This is a genomic window from Roseomonas sp. E05 (assembly GCF_030063475.1).
Classification (GTDB): Bacteria; Pseudomonadota; Alphaproteobacteria; order Acetobacterales; family Acetobacteraceae; genus Pseudoroseomonas.
Map to the genome: position 1 here is coordinate 20,041 of NZ_JASIRT010000015.1, position 17,790 is coordinate 37,830.

The following is a 17,790-nucleotide window of genomic DNA, read 5'->3' on the forward strand; positions in this document are numbered from 1 at the left end:
TCCTTTTTTTCCTCCCGTGACCCTTTCCGCCCTCACCGCCGTCAGCGCCATGGGCGTCGGCCTCGCCGCCACGCGCGCGGCGCTCCAGGCGCGGCGCAGCGGACTCGCCCCCGCGGCGCCCGAGGACGGGCTGCCCGGCACCTGGATCGGCCGCGTGGCCGGGCTGGATACGGTCATGCTGCCCGCGCCACTGGCGCGCTTCACCTGCCGGAACAACCGCCTGGCCGAGCTGGCGCTGCAAAGCGACGGTTTCGCGGAGGCGGTGCAGGCGGCGTGCGAGCGGCATGGGGCGGAGCGGATCGGCGTCGTGCTCGGCACCAGCACCTCGGGCATCGCCGAGACGGAGGCGACCTATCGCCGCCGCGCCGCGGGCGAGACCGCCCTGCCCGCCGATTTCGACTTCGCCGGCACGCATGACCTGTTCTCGCTGGCGCGCTATGTCCGCGCCCGGCTCGGGCTGCGTGGCCCGGCGCTGACCCTCTCCACCGCCTGCACCTCGGGCGCGCGCAGCTTCCTGGAGGGCGCGGCACTGCTGCGCACGGGACAGTGCGACGCCGTGGTGGTGGGCGGCGTGGACACGGTCTGCCGCATGACGCTGCAGGGCTTCAACGCGCTGGCGCTGCTGGCGCAGGGCCCCACCCGCCCCTGTGCCGCCGACCGCGGCGGCATCTCGATCGGCGAGGCCGGCAGCTTCGCCCTGCTGCAACGGGTCAAGGATGCGCCGGACGCGCCGCTGGCGCTGCTCGGCGCCGGCGCAAGCAGCGACGGGCACCACATGTCCTCGCCGCACCCGGAAGGGCTCGGCGCCGTCGCGGCGATGCGGGCGGCGCTGGATTCCGCCGGGCTGGCGCCGGAGCAGATCGACTACGTCAACCTGCACGGCACCGGCACCCGCGCCAATGACGCGATGGAGGACCGGGCGGTGTCACACCTGTTCGGGGCGGCGGTGCCCTGTTCCTCCACCAAGGGCTGGTCCGGCCACACGCTCGGCGCCTCCGGCGCGCTGGAGGCGGCCATCGCCGCCATCTGCGTGGAAGCAGGGCTGGTGCCCGGCTGCCTCGGCGTGGAGACGCCCGATCCCGAGTTCCGCGCCGACATCGCCACCGCCAACCGGCAGGCGCCGGTGCGGCGCGTGCTGAGCAACTCCTTCGGCTTCGGAGGCAGCAATTGCAGCCTGATCATCGGCCACGCATGAGCGGCGCCCCGGAGACCGCGCCGCCGGCGGTGCGCTGCCGGATCGGCGGGCTCGGCCTGCTCGGCCCGGGCCTCTCCGGCTGGGCGGCGAGCGAACCTGTCCTGGCCGGCGCGGCGCCCTGGCAGGAGGCCGCGCCGGTGGTGCCGCCGCCCGCCCTGCTCGCCCCCGCCGAGCGCCGCCGCGCCAGCTTGGTGGTGCGCCTGGCGCTCGCCGCCGCCGGCGAGGCGGCGGCCGCTTCCGGCCTCGCGCCCGGGATGCTGGATACCCTTTTCGCCAGCTCGAACGGGGACGGCGCGGTGGTCGGCGCCATCCTCGACGCGCTGGCCACGCCGGGCGGCGACGTCTCGCCGACGCTGTTCCACAACTCCGTGCACAACGCCGCCGCCGGCTACTGGGGGATCGGCGCCGGCTCGATGCGGCCCTCGGTCAGCCTGGGCTGCCATGACGACACCTTCCCCCTCGGCCTGCTGCAGGCGGCGACCCAGGTGGCCGCCTGGGGCCGCCCGGTGCTGTTCTGCGCCTATGACGCGCCGCTGACCCCGCCGCTGGAGGCCTGCCGCCCCACGGCGGTGCCCTTCGCCGCCGCCATGCTGCTGCTGCCCGAGGCGCAGTCCGGCGCCCGCGCCACCCTGGCGCTGCGCCATCGCCCCGCAGCGCCCGCCACGGAGGCAAGGCCGCGCAGCGCCCTGCGCGCCGCACTGGAGGAGGCCAACCCGGCGGCGCGCGCCCTGCCGCTGCTCGAAGCCCTGGCGGCGCGACAGCCGGCGCATCTCGCCTGGGCGCTGCTGGACGGGATGGGCCTGGAGGCGGAGCTGGCGCCATGCTGAAGCCGCCGCTGGACCACATGGCCATTGCCGCCCGGGTGCCGCATGCCGGCACCATGTGCCTGCTCGATCGCGCCGAGCACTGGGATGACGGCAGCATCCTCTGCCACGCCGTCTCGCACCGCGACCCGGCCAACCCGCTGCGCCGGGCCGGACAGTTGCCGGCGGTCGCGGGCGTGGAATACGCGCTGCAGGCCATGGCGCTGCATGGTGCGCTCACCGGCTCGGGCGATTCGCAGCCGGCAGGCTATCTCGCCAGCCTGCGCGGCGTGGTGCTCGCCGTGGCGCGGCTCGATGACCAGCGGGCCGACCTGCGGGTCTCCGCCACCGCCGTGGCGCGCGAGGCGCGCTCCTTCATCTATGCCTTCGAGGTCGCGGCGGCGGGACGGGTGCTGCTCTCCGGCCAGGCGGCGGTAATCCTGCCGGAGGCGACATGAGGCGCGCCCTCGTCACCGGCGGCGCCAGCCCGATCGGCGCCGCCGTGGCGCGGCGGCTGGCGGCCGATGGGGTGCATGTCATCATCCACGCCCATTCCGGCGCCGCCCGCGCGGCCGAACTGGCGGCGGCCATCGGAGCCTCCGGCGGCAGCGCCGAGGCGGTGGCCTTCGACCTCGCCGATGCTGCCGGCACGGCCGCGGCGGCCGAATCGCTGCTGGCGGGCGGCCCGATCCAGATCCTGGTGCACAATGCCGGCACGCATGATGACGCGCCCATGGCCGGCATGTCGGCCGCGCAGTGGCATTCGGTGATCGACGTCTCGCTGAACGGCTTCTTCCACGTCGCGCAGCCTCTGCTGCTGCCGATGATCGGCACGCGCTGGGGGCGGATCATCGCCATATCCTCCGTCTCGGCCATCATGGGCAACCGGGGACAGGCGAACTACGCCGCCGCCAAGGCGGGGCTGACAGGGGCGGTGCGCAGCCTTTCGCTGGAATGCGCGCCGCGCGGCGTGACGGCGAATGTGGTGGCGCCCGGCATCATCGAGAGCCCCGCCACCGCCGCGGTGATGAGCCGCGAGCAGATCGCGAAGCTGGTGCCCGCGCGCCGCGCCGGGCAGCCGGAGGAGGTGGCGGAACTGGTCGGCTTTCTCGCCTCCGATCGCGCTGGCTACATCACCGGGCAGACCATCTCGATCAATGGCGGCCTGGCCTGAAAAAGCTTGCGGGAAAGGAATCCTCCCATGCGCCCCTTCGCCGGAGCGCGCTCAAAAACTTGAAGAAAAAGATGAGGGCCTGGGGGAATTCCTTCCCCCGGCTTTTTCCTCCCCCTCCGCCCCCCGATGGACGTTGCAGGGCCATTCTGTTTTGCTACCGCCCTTCCGCTTCCATGAGGCTCCGATGCCGTCCGCTCCCGCTTCTTCCCTCCCCTCGCCCTGCGATGTGCTGGTGATTGGCGGCGGCCCGGCCGGTTCCACGGCGGCGGCGCTGCTGGCGGCTCGCGGGCGGCATGTGGTGATGCTGGAGAAGGCCAGGCATCCGCGCTTCCATATCGGCGAATCGCTGCTGCCGCAGAACCTGCGCATCTTCGAGAAGCTGGGCGTGGCGGAGGCCGTGCGCGCCATCGGCGTGTTCAAGCCCGGTGCCTCCTTCGTCTCCGACGAGCACGGCAAAAAGGTCTCCTTCTCCTTCGCCGACGGGCTCAACAAGGCCTACACCCACAGCTACCAGGTGCGCCGCGCCGAGTTCGACGCGCTGCTGTTCCGCAATGCCGCCACGCGCGGCGCCGAGACGCATGAGGATATGCTCGTCACCGAAGTGGCGCTCGGCGGTGCGCAGGGCTCACGCGTCACCGCGCGCGATGCAGCCGGGCACGAACATGTGTGGCAGGCACGCTTCGTCATCGACGCCTCCGGCCGCGACACGCTGCTGGCGAAGCAGCAGGGCGGCAAGCAGCGCGACGCGCATACCAACACCGCCGCCATCTACGGGCACTTCCGCGGCGTCGCACCCTGCGAGGACTGCCCGGAGGGCAACATCACCATCCATCTGCTCGACGACGGCTGGTGCTGGATGATCCCGCTGCCGGAAGGCGTCACCAGCGTCGGCGTGGTCGGCACGCCGGAGTTCTTCAAGCGCCGCAAGGGCAGCTTCGAGGATTTCCTCCGCGAGTCGCTGGCGGCCAGCCCCTCGACCCGCGCGCGGATGCAGGGAGCGGAGCTGGCCTCGCCCGTCACCACGACGGGCAACTACTCCTACCGCGCGCAGCGGATGCGCGGCGAGGGCTGGCTGATGGTGGGGGATGCCTTCGCCTTCCTCGACCCGGTCTTCTCCTCCGGCGTCATGCTGGCGATGGCCAGTGCCGAGCTGGGGGCCGAGGCGGTGGAGGCCTGGCTGGACGACCCCGCCCGTGCGGAGCCGCTGCTGCGGGCCTTCGAGCGCAAGGTTCATCGCGCCATCGGCTCGATGGCCTGGCTGATCTACCGCATCAACCGCCCGGTGCTGCGCGACATGTTCATGCAGCCCTCCAACCGCTTCCGCATGCGCGACGGGCTGGTCAGCCTCCTGGCCGGCGACGTGCACGCCAACACCAACCGGCAATTGCCGGTGCTGGTCTTCAAGACGACCTATGGCATGCTCAGCCTCGCACACCGCATGGGCTTCCGCCTGCGCGGCGGCAAGCTGCGGCGCGCACCGCCGCCGCTGCCCGCCATGGCCGCTGAATGATAGTTCCCATCCGGCTTGAAAGGCCTGCCTATGCGTCGCCGCACCGCCTTCCTGCTCTGCCTTGGACTCGCCGCTTGCAGCACTACCCAGGCCAGCCTGCCCTACACGCCGGCGTCTCCCCCCGCCGCACCAGCGGCGGCGCGCCCCGTGGTCGCCGTCGCGCAGGTGACCGACCGGCGTGAGGATGGCCACGAGGACCCGAACTGGATCGGCACCATCCGCGGCGGCTTTGGCAACCCGATCAAGCGCCTGGAGGCGCCTGTGCCGGTGACGGAAGTGGTGCGGAAGGCCTTTGCCGATGCCCTTCTGGCACGCGGGCTGCTGGTGCCGGACATCGCGACGGCGCGCTACAACCTCACGGTGGAGATCCTGGCGCTGAACGCGGATCAACTCGCCCGGCGGGAAGCGACTGCTGAATTCCGCATCACTCTCCGCCCCGCCGACGGCGGGGCGCCGGTATTGGTGGACCAGGAGCGCGCCAACCGGGTCGGGGGCAGCGTCATCACGCTCTCGGCGGGGGTGTTTGGTTCGGTCGAGGATTTGCGGCAAATCGCCCAGCAGACGATGAGCGAAGCAATCGACCGGTTGCTCGACAAGCCAGGCTTCATTGCTGCGCTGCGATGAGGGACATCGGGGAGAGAGGAATGATTCGTTCACCTGGAAACATCATGCGGAGCCGGACCATGCGCCGCCGTGCCGCCCTCCTTCTCTGCCTTGGCCTCGCCGCCTGCGGCGCCACCCAGGTCAACCTAGCCTATGCCCCGCCCTCGCCTCTCACAGCGCAGCCTGATGCGCGGCCGGTGGTGGCGATCACGCAGGTCACCGACCGGCGCGAGGACGGGCACACGGATCCGCGCTGGATCGGCGCCGTGCGCGACGGTTCAGGCACCTCGGTGAAGGACTTGATGACGCCGGTGCCGGTGACGGAGGAGGTCCTCCAGGCCTTCGCCAGCGCGTTGCGAGCGCGCGGCCTGCTGGCGCCGGACGCCGCCGCGGCGCGCTACGGGCTGGAAGTGGACATCCTCGCGCTGGAGACCCGCCAGACCACCCGGCGCGCGGCCACCGCCGAGTTCCGCGTCACGCTGCGCCCGGTGAACGGCGGCGCGCCGGTGCTGGTGGACCAGGAAGAGGCCGCCTATATCGGCGGCGACCTCATCATGCCGCGGACCGGCGTGTTCAGCTCATCCAGGGCGCTGCGGGAGATCACGCAGACGGCCATGAGCGCGGCGATCGACCGGTTGCTCGACAAGCCGGGCTTCACGGCCCTCCTGCAGTAAAGGCCCCCTGAAGAACCGCCCGATGGGCCGCAGAGGGCTGTGTAATCCGGCTGCAGCTGCAGCGCACCGCCATCCCGTGCCAGAGCTGGGCGAACCAGCCGGTCCCGCACGCCAGCACGCGGCCGCCGGGCGAAAGGGTGTTCGCCGGCGCCGCCTCCCAGGCGCCGGTGCCGAAGGCCGGATAGACCGCCACACGGCCCCGGGTCCTGATGACGACCCGCACCTTTTCGGGCAGCGCCTTGTCCAGGCGGCCGGAATCGGGGCCGCGGTGCCCCATCGGGGATTGCCCGGGAGGCAAGCGGTATAAGGAAGCCGGAAGGGAGCCTTCTCCCAGGGAAACTCACAGTCGCACGGGGGCGTTTGCCGAGAGCTTTTGGCCGCCATCGCCTTCGAGCGTTATTCTTCCATCCGGTGGAGCAGGACTGTTTGGCAGGACGACGGCCTCGACCTGCCTGAGGGACCTCATCTCGGGCTTCAGGCCAACGTTTCTCCAGTGCCAGCCAGACGCCGACTGACAGGACCCGCGGCAGATGCGCAGACGACTGACAGCTCGATTCCTGGGCCTTCTGGCCCTGGCAGGGGAGCTGACCTGGCTTCCTCTCCCCGGATCGGTAGCCCTTCCCCTGGCGGTCGTGACCTTCGCATCCGATGCGGCAGCACAGTCCCGCTCCAGCGGCGGCTACTCCCGGCCGCGCAGCTCCGGCCGCACACCCTCCTTTGGCAGCTCCCGCAGCTATGCCCGGCCCCGCACTCCCTCCTCGGGCGGATATGCTCTTCCTTCCTCCAGCGGCCGCCGTCCGTCCGTCGGCTACGGGGGCAGCTCAGCAGGCGACCGCTCCTATAGCCGGTCCCAGTCCGCGGAAGCGTTGCGGCGGATGCGGGAGAGCCAAGCCACTATCGACCGCCCGACCGAAGGCCGGCTCCCTTCGCCCGGGTATCAGCGCCCTGCCCCACTTCCGCCTGCTGCGGGCGGCTATGGCGGGACCTACGGAACGTCACGCCGTGGAACCCTGGATGGCTGGTACAGGGACAGGGGATGGTCCATGCCCGGCACCGTTCTGCGCGGCCCCCGCTCCTTCGGTGTCTGGGATGCCGCATTCCTGTGGTTCCTGTTCAGCACCTTGAACCAGCCGGGCCACTCGGCCTTCTTTCGCAACCACCAGGATGATCCCGGCTACCGGGAATGGCGCCAGGAAGCCGAGCGGCGGGCGGAGAGCGATGCCGAGATCCGCCGCAGGCTGGATGAGCTGGACCAGCGTATTGCCGCGGCGGGGGACCAGCCACGCGACCCGAACTACCTGCCCCCCGACGTGCCGGTGGAAGTCGCGACGGGCCAAGCCGCCCCTCCGCCGGACGACAGGCGCACGCCGAGCGTCGCACCGGGAGATGAAAGCAGCGGCGGCGGCATCCCCGTTTCCGTGTTTGGTGTCGTGCTGGTGGGTGGTGCGGCCCTCGCCCTTCTCGCCTGGCGCCGATCACGGCCCACCCGCCCCGGCGCATCCACGTATCATGGAGGAGAGCGCATGGGCCCCTCGAGCCCCATCGGAAGCGCCGTGGGGATGCTGCGCCACAAGATGAGCGGCGAGGCTTATGCGCCCTCCCGCTTCCGCGTCGGCATGACGATGACGCTGGACCCCACGCCTTTCATGCTGGCGGGGGGTTCGACCCACGTCCCAACCCCGGCCGGAAGCGGCGAAACGGTCAGCGTGACGGAGGTCGGCCGGATCGGCGATGCCGCCGGCCAGCTCGTGCGCCTCTACCTCCCGGGCGACCGCGCCATGCTGCAGCTTCACCTCGGTGCCGGCAATGAGCCCGACGAATGCCGTTACTTCGCGGTCATCGACGAGATCACCCCCGCTGACGAAGCGGAATGGAGCGCCTGGCTCGACCGGGCGGAGGGCATGATCGGCTGGCCCGAGTTCCAGACCAAGGACGGCAGGATCTATGCCCGCGTCTGGGCGCCCGGGCCCTCGCGGGTCGAACCGCGCGCCTTGGTGGAGGAGGTGCAGGGCACCGGCGGCAGCCGCACCGTCCGGCACCAGGCCATGTTGTATGGCGCCCCCACCAGTCTCCCCCCGCCGGCGCCGCAGACGGAATACATCCTGGTCTCCGTGGTGGAGGATGCCGGCCAGGCCTGGGTCGAGATTCGTGCCGGCCTCGACGTGAACCCCGCCTCCCTCTCGCTGGCCTGACCGCACGGCAGCGCCGGCACCGGGACCCCACAGCCGAAGGACCAAGCGACAGCCATGGACGTGATCCTTGAGACCCTACGGGCCGGCCTGCCGGTACTGGCCGCGCAGTTCATGCTCACCCTCGCGCTGCTGGCCGTGGGCGTGGCGGTATATATGCTCATCACGCCTTTCCACGAGATGCGGCTGATCCGCGCCGGCAACACGGCGGCGGGGATCGTTCTGGCGGGCACGCTGATCGCGCTCGCGCTGCCCCTGGCGGCGACCCTTGCCACCAGCCGTTTTACCCTCGACATCCTGATCTGGGGACTGGTTGCGCTGATCGTGCAGCTTCTGGTCTTCGCCGGCGCCGCGCTCCTGATCCGGGGCCTGCGCGGCATGATCGAGGAAGACAATGTCGCGGCAGCGTGGATGCTGGCCGGAATCCAGATCGCGGTAGCCCTGTTGAACGCCGGCGCCATGGCCGGCTGACCCTCGAACGAACCAGGAGAACGCCATGCTTGCCTTCATCCGCAATATGGTCGGCGTGAAGACCGACCAGGCCGTCAACAGCGCGGTCGAGGCCATTGTCCGGTGGGACCCGAAATCCGCCACCGAGGCGGAGTTGCGGACCATGGAGCAGCACCTCGACGCGCTCGGCCTTCAGGTGGCGGAGGCCCACCAGTCCTTCGAGCGCGAGAAGCGCGAGGCCGATACGATCCAGGCGCTGTCGCAGCAGCGTCTCGCCGCCGCCGAGCAGATCCAGAGCCGCGCTGAGGCCGAGAGCGACCCGGCGAAGAAGGCCGAGCTGGAGCGGTCCCTCGCAACCCTGCTCACCATGCTGGAGGAGATGACGCCGGAGCTGGAGCGCGAGAAGCAGGACGCGGCCGATGCGCAGGACTTCCTGAACACCTTGCAGCAGACCTATGAGCAGGCCGGCGCCAAGCTGAAATCGGCCCGCAACGAACTGTCCCGCGCCCAGCGCGACATGAGTCGCGCCGACATGCAGCGCGAGGCCGCCGAGCGACGGGCGGAAGCGGCCCGGCAGGCCGCGGGCCTGTCCAGCGCCACCAGCGGGCTGAGCGTGGCGCTCAAGGCGATGCAGGATGCGGCGGCGCGCGACCTTGCCCAGGCCGAGGCCGCCAATTCCAAGGCCAAGTTGCTGACCCCGACGCGGCCGGAGAAGGACGACCCGAATATCGCGGCGGCCATGGACGCGGCGGCGGGCCGCTCGCCGGAGCCTACGACGCTCAGGGACCGGCTGGCCATGATCCGGCAGAAGCAGGCAGGCTGAGGGAAAGCCCGCAGGCGCCGCCGCCCCTCCCATTGGCCGTCACGCGCGGGCCGGCTCCCCCTCCGGCCCGGAAGCGCCAATTCTGCCTCCTCCTTCATTGCGGCCGCCGCAGATTGCGCCTCTATTGACCGTATCCTGGGCCTGCTGCGACCGGTGGCGCAAGCCGCCGGTCCGCGGGAGGCGCGGCGTGGTTCGAGTTCTGGCAGGCGGAGTGGCGATATGGGTGCCTTGGTGATCAGCGGCGGCCGGGTGGTGGATCCCGCGAGCGGGATGGATGCCATCGCGGATGTGGTGGTCCAGGATGGCAGGATCGCCGCCGTCGGGACCGGCCTGGGGGAGGCCGAGCAGGTGATCGACGCCACCGGGCTGGTGGTCGCCCCCGGCTTCATCGACCTGCACGCGCATGGCCAGTCCGTCCCCGCCGACCGCATGCAGGCCTTCGACGGCGTGACCACGACGCTCGATCTGGAGGCCGGGGTCATGCCGGTCGCCTCCTGGTACCGGCGCCAGGCGGAGCAGGGCCGCGTCCTGAACTACGGTGCCGCCACCAACTGGGCCTTCGCGCGCATCGGCGCGATGGTCGGCACCAACGAGGAATCCTCGCTGGAGGCCTTCGGCCGCGCCATGCGCGACCGGCGCTGGATGGACAACATCGCCAGCGATGCGGAGGTCGCGGGAATCCTCGACCGCATCGCGCAGGGGCTGAACGAGGGCGGCATCGGCATCGGCATCCTGAACGCCTATGCGCCCGGCGCGGGCGTGCAGGAACTGACGGCGGTGTGCCAGCTGGCAGCGGCGCACAACGTGCCGACCTTCACCCATGTCGCCTATATGGCGCGGATCGACCCGAAGAGCGCCGCCGAGGCCTATATCCGCCTGATCGGCTATGCCGGCGCCACCGGCGCGCATATGCATATCTGCCACTTCAACAGCTCCAGCAAGACCGACATCGCGCGCTGCTACGAGCTGGTGCGCAAGGCGCAGCTGCAGGGCCTGCCGATCACGGTCGAGGCCTATCCCTACGGCACCGGCTCGACCGTGCTGGCGGCCGCCTTCTTCAGCGACCCGGAATTCGAGGCGCGCAACGGGCTCGGCTATGATTCCGTGCAGCGCGTGACGGACGGGCACCGCTTCCGCGACCGCGACGAGCTGCTGGCGGCGCAGGCCGATGATCCCTCGCAGCTGGTGCTGTGGCACGTGCTCGACACCGAGCACAACGAGCGCCACCGCGCGCTGCTCGACATGGCGGTGCTCTATCCCGGCGGCGCCATCGCCTCGGATGCCATGCCCTGGTCGATGCCGGATGGCAGCACCTATACGGGCGATGCCTGGCCGCTGCCGGAGGAAGCGACCTCGCATCCGCGCTCGGCCGGATGCTTCACCCGCTTCATCCGCCACTGGGTGCGCGAGCGGCAGGCGGTGTCGCTGCTGGAAGGCATCCGCAAGTGCTCGCTGATTCCGGCGCAGATCCTGGAGGCCAGCACGCCCGCCATGCTCGGCAAGGGCCGGCTTTCGGTGGGCGCCGATGCCGATGTGGTGGTCTTCGATTTCGAGACGCTCAGCGACAAGGCGGAGTTCACGGCGATGAACCGTCCGGCCGAGGGCGTGCGGCACCTGATCGTCAGCGGTGAGCCGGTGATCGCCGATGGCGTGATGGATGTGGCGGCGCGACCCGGCGAGCCGGTGCGGCGGCCCACCGTGGCCCGCTGATGGCGGGCGGTCCCGTCCCCGTCCTGCTCGTCACCGGATTCCTGGGGGCGGGGAAGACCACGGTGGTCAACCACATCCTGGCCGAGGCCGGCGGGCGACGGATCGCCGCCGTGGTCAATGATTTCGGCGCCATCAACATCGATGCCGAGCTGATCGCGGGTGCCAGCGACGGGGTGGTCAGCCTGGCCAATGGCTGCATCTGCTGCACGCTGGAAGGCGACCTGCTGCGCACGCTGGCCACCCTGCTGCGCCGCGCGCCGCGGCCGGAGGCCATCGTCATCGAGACCAGCGGCGTGGCCGATCCTGCCGACATCGTGCGCAACCTGATGGACCCGGTGATCTGGCGGGAAGCGCCGCTCGAGACGGTGCTGTGCGTGGTGGACGCCGCCGCCTCCCCCGAGGCGATGGAGGATCCGCTGCTGCGCGCCCAGCTCCGCATGGCCGACGTGGTGGCGCTGAGCAAGGCCGACCTGGCCGACGAGGCCGGGCGGCAACGCATCCGCGCGGCCGTGGCGGCCATCCGCCCGGCGGCGGTCCTGGTCGAGGCGCCGCAGGGCCGGGTGCCACTGCCGCTGGTACTCCCGGAAGATCCCGCCCGTCCGCCAGTGCCGCGGGAGCCAGGCCGCCGCCGCCCGCATGCGGATCGGTTCGAGGCGCTGAACTGGACGGCGGATGCGCTCCTTTCCCTGCCCCGGTTGCAGGCGGCCATCGGGCGGCTGGCACCCCGGCTGGCGCGGGCCAAGGGCGTGTTCGAGACGGTGGAGCAGCCCGGCCGTCCGTTTCTGTTCCAGCTGGCCGGCGGCCGCGCAACGCTGGCGCCGATGGGGCAGGGGGTGGGGGCACCCCCCGCCGGGCTCCCACGCGCCCGGATCGTGTTCATCGCGGAGATCGGCCGGCTTTCCCCCGCAGAGATGGCTGCGGCCCTGGATGGATGCGTGGTTGCCTCCTAGAACCTGAGGGCAGCCGCTTCTGGCCAGCGCCTGCCTGGAACCTGGCTTCTGGAGGTGCCGCCTGCCCAAGGGCGGGCGCCGCATGTTGTTAGCTGTCGCTCGGCCTGGTCTGGTGTACCAGGAGACATGCGCCGGCAATGTCCATGTCACTTGACAGCACACTAGACCGAAGACGTTTTCTCGCGTTGCTGGGCCTGGCAGCCGGAGCGCCTCGCACTTCCGAGGCGCTGGAGCTCGTCGACGCAGACCGCCTGATCACCGACAATCGCGAAGACGGAGTGCGAATCCTCAGCGCGAAGGGCGAGTTCATGGGCGCGCGCGGGGCGTATTACGGCCCGCCGGTGCCATTCGGCCAGTTGCCCAAGCACCTGATCAACGCCCTGGTGGCCAGCGAGGACCGTCGATTCTACGAGCACTGGGGCCTGGACCCAAGATCCATGGCGCGCGCTGTCTGGTCCACGCTCACGGGGCGCACCCAGGGCGGCAGCACGCTGACCCAGCAGACGATCAAGGAGATCTATCTCAAGGAACACAGCCCGATCGTGCGGAAGCTGCTGGAGGAACCAGTGCTTGCCCCGATCCTGGAGCTGAACCTGAGCAAGGAAGACATCCTGTTCGTGTATCTCAACAGGGTCTTCTTCGGTGGCAACGCCTACGGCATCGAGGCTGCCGCGCGCGTCTACTTCAACAAGTATGCGCGCCATCTCAGCATTTTGGAGTCGGCCATGATGGTTGGGCTGCTGCCTGCGCCCAACCGATACAATCCCCATCGCAACTTCGAAGTCTCGCGTGATCGGGGCTTCCGGGTCATCGAGCAGATGGTGGAGGCCAACTACCTCTCCCGCAGGACGGCAGACCGCGCCAGGCAGCAGAATGTCACCCTTGCCCCCTCCAGATCCGCCTGGGGAGGCGTCTACCCCCGCGGCACGCAGATCGGCTGGTTCGCTCGCTGGGCCGAGAGCGAAGCCAATGCCAATTCCGCGGCTTCCGCACGGCAGGGCACGCGAACCATAACGACCACCCTGGACCTGAAAATCCAGGCGATCGCCGAGAGGCACCTGCGGCAGGCACTGCACCAGCACGCCCGGGCCAGGCAGATCGAGGAAGGCGCAGTGGTCGTCATGCGGTATGACGGCGCAGTGGTGGCGCTGGTGGGCGGACGCGATTACCGGCAGAAGGAGTGGGATCACGCCACTCAGGCCAAGCGGCAGCCAGGCTCCGTGGCCAAGCTGTTCGTGTACCTGGCAGCCCTTCAGGAAGGCAGCACGCCCGATACCAGGGTCAGCGATGCCCCTCTGACACTGGGCGGCCGCGCGGTCAGAAACTTCGATGACAAGTATCTCGGTGAAATCTCGCTGGCCGCCGCGCTGGAGAAGTCATCCAACACCGCCGCGGTCCGGCTGGCCATGCAGAACGCCGACGAAGTCAGGGAGCTGGTGAGAATTCTGAACGTCGCCGATGACCTGGAAGGCGAGGCCGGTGACCTGGCGTTGGGGACCTATGAGGCCAGATTGGTTGACCTCACGGCCGCCTTTGCCAGTGTCGCCAATCACGGCAGAATGGTCATACCCTATTCGGTACAGAAGGTTCAGGATTCAGCAGGCACGGAAACCCTGATTCGCGTGCGCCCGGAAAGCTCGCAGGTCAGGCAGGTCATGGCACCGCAGCATGCCGAGGCCATGCGGCAAATGCTCTCAGGGGTTGTTCAGCAAGGAACCGGCAGGGCTGCGGACCCCGGATTCTGGGCAGCCGGCAAGACCGGAACGACCAGCGCCAATCGCGACGCCTGGTTCATCGGCTTCACCGAAGAGTATGTGGCCGGCGTGTGGCTTGGTAACAGCGACAACAAGCCGATGCTTGGTGTTTCCGGCGGCGGGTTGCCCGCTCAGATTTGGCGCGCCGTGATGATGGAGGCTGTGAAGAGCTCCTGAATATGCGGCCGATGCGGTTGGCAGCTTTGGCCCGCAGGTGCGCGGAAGCTGTCATCCCGCTTTGGCCGAAGCCCGCTGTCGGGTCCTCGGCCCAAAGGGCCGGCTGCAACGGCATTGATCCTTGCCATCGCGACAGGGCGCGAAACGCAGGTAGCGGACATGATGGCCCTCGGCGCCATCGCGCCGCGGGTGATGGCAGCGGCTGTGCTGAATGCGAGAGAGCCGCCAGAGCCGTGGGTGCGAGCCCGCCGGGCATGGGCGAGTTGAGCGCCCCATCCGCCGAGCGCTGAGCACGGCGGCAGGCCTGGCGCAGGAACTCCATCCAAAGCAGCCGAGGGAACGAGAGAGCAGATACCGATCAGCATCGCCGATAGGCTGAGGCGTCCCTTCTGCCACCCTCCCCGGGAGGGCGGGTCCGCTTTCCCCGTCGCCGCAGCGACGATCCTGCGCGCGAACCGCAGCGGCGGAAGATCAGGCCGCAAAGGAGGTGCAGCGGCGACCGTCCTCCTCAACTTGAGCGCATCCCTGGCTTTTATGCAGCTCGGCTCACGGCCGCAGGTTGGCACGAGAGGCGATGGAGACCCATTTGCACAGCGCGGCGTGCCGCTTCGATGTCGAGATCCGCGGCCTTGGCTCCCGGGATGAAGCTCCCGCACCGGCAAGGCGAGCGCGTTGTGACCCGACCTTCTCCGACCCTATCCGGCATGCCCGCAGGGAAGGATCCGAGCACCGCAGGCCAGGCAGGCAGCACGAGCAATTTCCTCCCGCCTCTTCGCTGACGGCACCGCCATCCCGCACTGTGGCAGAGGCACGCCGCAAGCCGCGCCGCCTGCGCAGGATCTTCGCGCTTGAGGAGCTGGAACCGGCGGCCGAACGCCTGCTGCCGCGGCCCTCGCGGGGAAGCCGGGGGTCACCACGTCACTGATCTGCTCCGCCTGCGGCTGCGGGCCGATCTCGGCATGCTCGGGCTGCGCGGCCTGGAAAAGATGAGCCGGGACGTCCTGCTCCTGGAGAACTTCAAGGTCATCGGTCAGCGCTGGGGAGTGCAGCGCCTCAGCTCATTTGCAGCCACTCGCCTACGTCACCGCATACAGCTTCGCCAAGCATCTCAAGGCGCCGCGGTGGCGCATGCCCTTCCAGGCCGGCTGCGACACTTGGCAAGAACAGAAATCCTTTACAATCCAGGCAGGCAATCAGGTCCTCAGCTTGACCGCATGCTGCAGTCGGGCGGTTTCAATCATGCCGTGACCGATCGCACGGGACGCCGCCTGAGCGAGACGCACCGCAACATTGCGAAGTTGCTCGTCCGGCTCGCTCGGAATGTGCTGGATCGATCCGACGAGTGCTGCCGCTGCCACGAGAGTATCGGTGTGGTCGAAGACCGGGGCAGCGATGGTGTTGATCCCAAGCAGACTCTCCTCGGGCGCGGTGGCCCAGCCTTGCGCCCGGACCCTGCCAATCTCCTGTCGCAGCGCGTCGGGATCGGTGATCGTGCGGCCGGTGAGCGCCGGCAAGGGGGACGCCAGCACACGGTCGGCGAGCGACTTCGGGCCGAAGGCCAGGAAGATTTTGCCCTGCGCCGATGCGTGCAGGGCGAGTTCGCTGCCCTCCCGCACGCCGATCTCGATCGGTTGCCGTCCCGAGAAGGTCGCAATGACGAAGGCGCTCCGCGCGGTTGGCGTGCTGAGGACGACCGCGAGTCCGGTCTGCTCCCGCGCCTCGCGCATTGCCCCTTCGGCGGCTGAGGCCAGATCGCCGGTCGGGGGCGCGAGCCGCCCGATCAGATAGGCCTTGGGGCCCAGGCGATAGCGGTTCGTCGCCGCATCCTGCACGAGGTACCCCCCGTCGCAGAGTGTGCTCAGATGCCTGAAGACCGCTCCTTTGGCTACCCCGACCACTCCGGCGATCTGCGTCACCCCCAAGGGCTCACGTGAGAAGGCAACCGTCTCCAGCACGCGCAGGGCGACCTCAACCGCGCGGACGCCTTTGTAAGATCCGCCCTCGTCCATATCCATCCAGGAAGCTGTTTTCGTTATGAGAACGTAGTTTCGGCTTTTCTGTCAAGAACTGGGGAGAGGCCCGGCCTTTTTCCCTGCTGCAGATCAAAAATTTTCTTCCCTGCGAGGATTCCCCTTTGACCGCCGGCTCTGCCTGACCTAGCGTTTCTGAAACGCTGTTCCCAACATGAGAACAACAGCAAGGAAACGTCCGATGACAGGCAAGCTTTCCCGGCGGAGCTTCAGCACCACGCTTCTCGGAGGGGCCTTGGCGGCAGCGCATATCCGGCGTGCCGAAGCCGCACCCGTGACGCTCAAGCTCGGGCACGCGACCTTCGAGGCCCATCCCTTCCATGACGCCTCCCTCCGCTTCAAGAAGGCGGTGGAGGAGATCTCCGGGGGGCAGGTGAAGGTTCAGATCTTCCCCGCCCGGCAGCTCGGCGACGTCAAGGAGCTGATGGAGGGCGTGCAGTTCGGCACCGTCGACATGACGGTGAACTCCTCCTCCGCCTTGGCGACCACCGTCCCCGCCATCGACGCCTTCCAGCTCCCGGGGGTGACCCGCAGCTACCCGCATTTCGCTCGCCTCGCAGCCTCGCCCGAGGCGAAGGCCATCCTGCAGAAGCTGGAGCCGCACGGGATGGTGGGGCTCGGCCTCTATGACGGCGGCCGGCGGCACTTCCTCACCGTTGACAAGCCGGTCCGCTCGATGGCCGATTTCCACGGCCTCAAGACGCGCGTCGCGCCGTCGCGCCTGTTCCTGGACATGTGGAAGGCGGTGGGCGTCAACCCGACCCCGATGAATTACGGCGAGGTCTACTCCGCCCTGGAGACCGGCACGCTGGATGCCGTCGAAATCAACCTCACCTCGATCGAGGCCGAGAAGTACTACGAGATCGCCCATAACGTGACGCTCACCGGGCACTACTTCTGGCCGGGTCTGCTGCTGATCAACAAGCGGCGCCTCGAGAAGCTCGGGGCAGAGCAGCAGAAGGCCATCCGCGAGGCGGCCGACCGCGTCGTCGAACCGCAGGTGCTGACGGTGAAGGCGCTGGACGACAGGCTGGTGACGTCCTTCAAGGAGCGCGGCATGACGCTTGTCGAGCCCTCGGAGGCATTCGAGCAGAACTTCCGCTCCGCAGTGCAGCCGGTTGTCGAGACCTACAGCAAGAAGGACCCGGCGATCGCCGCCTTTGTGGCCGCCGCGGACCGCCTGCCCTCCGGCGCCTGAGCGGCCTCCATGTCCGAGCTTCTCCTCAGCGGCACAGCCCAGCCAGGCGCCGGCCGCGCGGCGCGCGCGCTTCGCATCTATCTGCAGATCCTGGAGCTTCTGGGCGCGGCGAGCATCGCCATGCTGGCCGTGGTCGCGGCGCTGCAGGTCTTCGCCCGCTACGTGATGGGAGCTTCCCTGTCCTGGTCCGAGGAGCTGATGCGCTACCTCATGGTCTGGACGGTCTTCCTGCTGGCCGGCCTCGCCTATTCGCGCGGGGAGATGCTGGGCATGCGCTTCGCGGTGGAGGCCCTGCCGGCATCGGCGGCGCGCGTGGTGGACGCCGCCGGGCGCCTGCTCATCGTCGCCTTCTGCCTCCTCGTCGCCTGGTACGGCTGGGACTTCGCCGACCGCACCAGCGCCCAGCAGGCGGTGGCCTTCGAGGTCTCGCTGTTCTGGGTGCACGTCTCGGTCGCGGTTGGCGGGCTGCTGATGGCCCTGCACGTGGCCCTGCACGGCGTGCTGCGCCACCTGGCGAGGGAAGGCCACCCCGAGGAGAGCGGGCTGTGAT

General features: G+C 69.6%; 16 protein-coding genes and 1 pseudogene. 16 read left to right on the top strand and 1 reads right to left on the bottom strand.

Features of this window, described 5'->3' with window-relative positions; all coding sequences use genetic code 11:
- Window positions 1-16 precede the first annotated feature (16 nt).
- From QMO56_RS15580 to QMO56_RS15645, 14 genes and pseudogenes are all read left to right on the top strand, one after another.
- Entirely contained in the window at window positions 17-1,195 is a 1,179-nt protein-coding gene (locus QMO56_RS15580) for a beta-ketoacyl-[acyl-carrier-protein] synthase family protein (RefSeq protein ID WP_283527091.1), read from the top strand.
- Window positions 1,192-2,022 carry a beta-ketoacyl synthase chain length factor gene (locus tag QMO56_RS15585; RefSeq protein WP_283527093.1) on the top strand — a complete coding sequence of 277 codons (831 nt, stop codon included), beginning with the start codon at window positions 1,192-1,194 and terminating at the stop codon, window positions 2,020-2,022. The genes QMO56_RS15580 and QMO56_RS15585 overlap by 4 nt, the downstream gene beginning before the upstream one ends.
- Window positions 2,016-2,456 carry a phosphotransferase gene (locus tag QMO56_RS15590; RefSeq protein ID WP_283527095.1) on the top strand — a complete coding sequence of 147 codons (441 nt, stop codon included), beginning with the start codon at window positions 2,016-2,018 and terminating at the stop codon, window positions 2,454-2,456. Before QMO56_RS15585 ends, QMO56_RS15590 begins: the two co-directional genes overlap by 7 nt.
- Window positions 2,453-3,172, top strand: coding sequence for a 3-oxoacyl-ACP reductase FabG (gene fabG / locus QMO56_RS15595; RefSeq protein WP_283527097.1), 720 nt, complete (start codon window positions 2,453-2,455; stop codon window positions 3,170-3,172). The genes QMO56_RS15590 and fabG overlap by 4 nt, the downstream gene beginning before the upstream one ends.
- Window positions 3,173-3,356: 184 nt before the next feature.
- Window positions 3,357-4,682 (top strand): tryptophan 7-halogenase, encoded by a 1,326-nt coding sequence (locus tag QMO56_RS15600; RefSeq protein ID WP_283527099.1) that lies wholly within the window; start codon window positions 3,357-3,359, stop codon window positions 4,680-4,682.
- Between the two features lie 30 nt (window positions 4,683-4,712).
- On the top strand, window positions 4,713-5,306 hold the full coding sequence (locus QMO56_RS15605) for a hypothetical protein (protein WP_283527101.1): 594 nt from the start codon (window positions 4,713-4,715) through the stop codon (window positions 5,304-5,306).
- Window positions 5,307-5,350: 44 nt separating this feature from the next.
- The gene (locus tag QMO56_RS15610; protein ID WP_283527103.1) at window positions 5,351-5,959 is read left to right on the top strand and encodes a hypothetical protein; all 609 of its coding nucleotides are present in this window, start codon (window positions 5,351-5,353) and stop codon (window positions 5,957-5,959) included.
- Between the two features lie 1,043 nt (window positions 5,960-7,002).
- Complete coding sequence (locus QMO56_RS15615) at window positions 7,003-8,151, top strand: DUF2491 family protein (RefSeq protein ID WP_283527105.1); 1,149 nt, start codon at window positions 7,003-7,005, stop codon at window positions 8,149-8,151.
- Between the two features lie 54 nt (window positions 8,152-8,205).
- Window positions 8,206-8,619: a DUF350 domain-containing protein gene (locus QMO56_RS15620; protein WP_283527107.1), complete on the top strand. Its 414-nt coding sequence runs from the start codon at window positions 8,206-8,208 to the stop codon at window positions 8,617-8,619.
- 25 nt (window positions 8,620-8,644) lie between these two features.
- Entirely contained in the window at window positions 8,645-9,421 is a 777-nt protein-coding gene (locus QMO56_RS15625) for a hypothetical protein (protein WP_283527109.1), read from the top strand.
- 153 nt (window positions 9,422-9,574) lie between these two features.
- Window positions 9,575-11,131 carry an amidohydrolase family protein gene (locus QMO56_RS15630; RefSeq protein ID WP_283527111.1) on the top strand — a complete coding sequence of 519 codons (1,557 nt, stop codon included), beginning with the start codon at window positions 9,575-9,577 and terminating at the stop codon, window positions 11,129-11,131.
- The gene (locus tag QMO56_RS15635) at window positions 11,131-12,081 is read left to right on the top strand and encodes a GTP-binding protein (RefSeq protein ID WP_283527113.1); all 951 of its coding nucleotides are present in this window, start codon (window positions 11,131-11,133) and stop codon (window positions 12,079-12,081) included. Before QMO56_RS15630 ends, QMO56_RS15635 begins: the two co-directional genes overlap by 1 nt.
- A gap of 137 nt (window positions 12,082-12,218) precedes the next feature.
- Window positions 12,219-14,012 (top strand): transglycosylase domain-containing protein, encoded by a 1,794-nt coding sequence (locus tag QMO56_RS15640; RefSeq protein WP_283527115.1) that lies wholly within the window; start codon window positions 12,219-12,221, stop codon window positions 14,010-14,012.
- 1,047 nt (window positions 14,013-15,059) lie between these two features.
- Window positions 15,060-15,260: pseudogene (locus QMO56_RS15645) on the top strand (hypothetical protein); the annotation flags it as partial.
- On the opposite strand, the gene QMO56_RS15650 reads toward QMO56_RS15645, so the two are convergent.
- A complete protein-coding gene (locus QMO56_RS15650) occupies window positions 15,206-16,027 on the bottom strand; it encodes an IclR family transcriptional regulator (protein WP_283527117.1) in 822 nt (273 codons plus the stop codon). The pseudogene QMO56_RS15645 and the gene QMO56_RS15650 sit on opposite strands and share 55 nt — an antisense overlap.
- Before the next feature lie 196 nt (window positions 16,028-16,223).
- Between QMO56_RS15650 and QMO56_RS15655 the strand changes: the two genes are divergently transcribed.
- Together QMO56_RS15655 and QMO56_RS15660 are read left to right on the top strand one after the other, a co-directional pair.
- Window positions 16,224-17,240, top strand: coding sequence for a TRAP transporter substrate-binding protein (locus QMO56_RS15655; protein ID WP_283527119.1), 1,017 nt, complete (start codon window positions 16,224-16,226; stop codon window positions 17,238-17,240).
- 9 nt (window positions 17,241-17,249) lie between these two features.
- Window positions 17,250-17,789: a TRAP transporter small permease gene (locus QMO56_RS15660; protein WP_283527121.1), complete on the top strand. Its 540-nt coding sequence runs from the start codon at window positions 17,250-17,252 to the stop codon at window positions 17,787-17,789.
- The last annotated feature ends 1 nt before the right edge of the window (window position 17,790 follow it).